Below are 1,444 nucleotides of genomic sequence, written 5' to 3' on the forward strand. Positions count from 1 at the left end.
TATAACAGCATTGGAAGCCCGATGAACAGTAGCGTTAGAAAGTGGCGGCGGTAAGTGGCTATCATGAGATTCTTATCGTTGAAGTATATGGGCTTAGTGGCGCGTGGTGAAAACCACTAAGCGGTGAGGTGAGTTATTCCCAATCAATGGTGACGGTCGCAGAAGCAGAGGCGGCTCCGGATTTAAAGCCCTGCCCAAGTGCACAGAGGCTAAAACGGTAAGGGATTAGATGTTGACCGACAGTCAGCTCCCCCAAATTCACTTCGTTTGCAGGTGGGGTGAGATTACCAGTACCAAAATTGATCCCACTTGTATGGCAGGGTGCATATATCGATTTAATCGAAGCACGTATAGTTGCAGGAGCGATCTCGCCGGTAGCATCCATAGTCATTTTTAAGTCATTTGAATATGTTTGAGTCGTGCCGTTAAGCGTCAATTTGGCGGGGGTATGTGCATCTGCACTGCCAGTACAGTTGATTGTAAAATTCCCATCAATCGACCCTAAAACATCTTTGCGGTTTCCTCCTGGTGTGCCAGAGGTATTGCCTTCCCACTCCCAAATATTCACTTTGCCAAAATCAATCTTAGGTGGCGTGTTGATGGTGCATAAGATTGGCGGAGTATAGTCAAATTTAAGCGTCTTATTGAGATAAACACGCATCTCTCCCACTTCAAGATTAACTAATCCTGAATATGAATAAGTCCCAGGTTTCACAGAATTGCTGATATATAGTGCTACCTTTAATTGGCTCGCCTGATATAAATGCGGCAAATCATTACTATAATATTGGATATTAGCTAGTCTTGCTTTGTACTTATAAATCCCGTCATTTTTGCTAACCTCAACACCATTTTGTGTACTGGATGCTTTCGGTTCTCCTTGATATTGGTAATCAACTCTAACGTTGTATCGACTGGAAGCTGCGTAGGACATTCCTGAGAAAGTGAGGATGATACCAGGTGCAAGAACTATTCCGTGGTAGCCATCAACCACTCCCCAGTTACTGTTGGGAACAGTAGATAGTGCTTTTCCGTGAATAACATTCTCTGCCCATCCAGTATAGTTAGGGCGTTCTGTTTTGCCGACAACCTCACTTTCCCATACTATTTTTCCTGTTTCCTTAAATACTGCTCCAGTAGGGAACTCCCAGTTATCGGCACTGTAACTAAACGCTGTCAATACGCTATATATCGCGAAGCCTATTGTGACTAAATAGGTTTTTTTCCAGCGTTTCTGGTGATGTAATCGCATTATTTTTCTCCTACTGGTGACTGTAACCAACGCGTTTTGGGTGGTGTTTGAGTGAATGGTTCGATGTTATCCATCGGCATGGTCATCTGCTGAGCCACTTCGGGTGTCGTCGTTGCCACCGGCTGAGCTTGCGGCTGCCCACTGACACAGCGATAAGACACTTGGCGTATAGGCATATCGGCGGAGACGTCT

General features: G+C 45.0%; 2 protein-coding genes. Both read right to left on the reverse strand.

Features of this window, described 5'->3' with window-relative positions; all coding sequences use genetic code 11:
* Nucleotides 1–133: 133 nt before the first annotated feature.
* The gene (locus PR766_RS04910; RefSeq protein ID WP_195848096.1) at nt 134–1,252 is read right to left on the reverse strand and encodes a hypothetical protein; all 1,119 of its coding nucleotides are present in this window, start codon (nt 1,250–1,252) and stop codon (nt 134–136) included.
* The coding region (locus tag PR766_RS04915; protein WP_272518470.1) for a hypothetical protein at nt 1,252–1,444 on the reverse strand (193 nt) is incomplete at its 5' end. The genes PR766_RS04910 and PR766_RS04915, both read right to left, overlap by 1 nt.

Source organism: Providencia sp. PROV208, from assembly GCF_028479465.1.
Classification (GTDB): Bacteria; Pseudomonadota; Gammaproteobacteria; order Enterobacterales; family Enterobacteriaceae; genus Providencia; species Providencia alcalifaciens.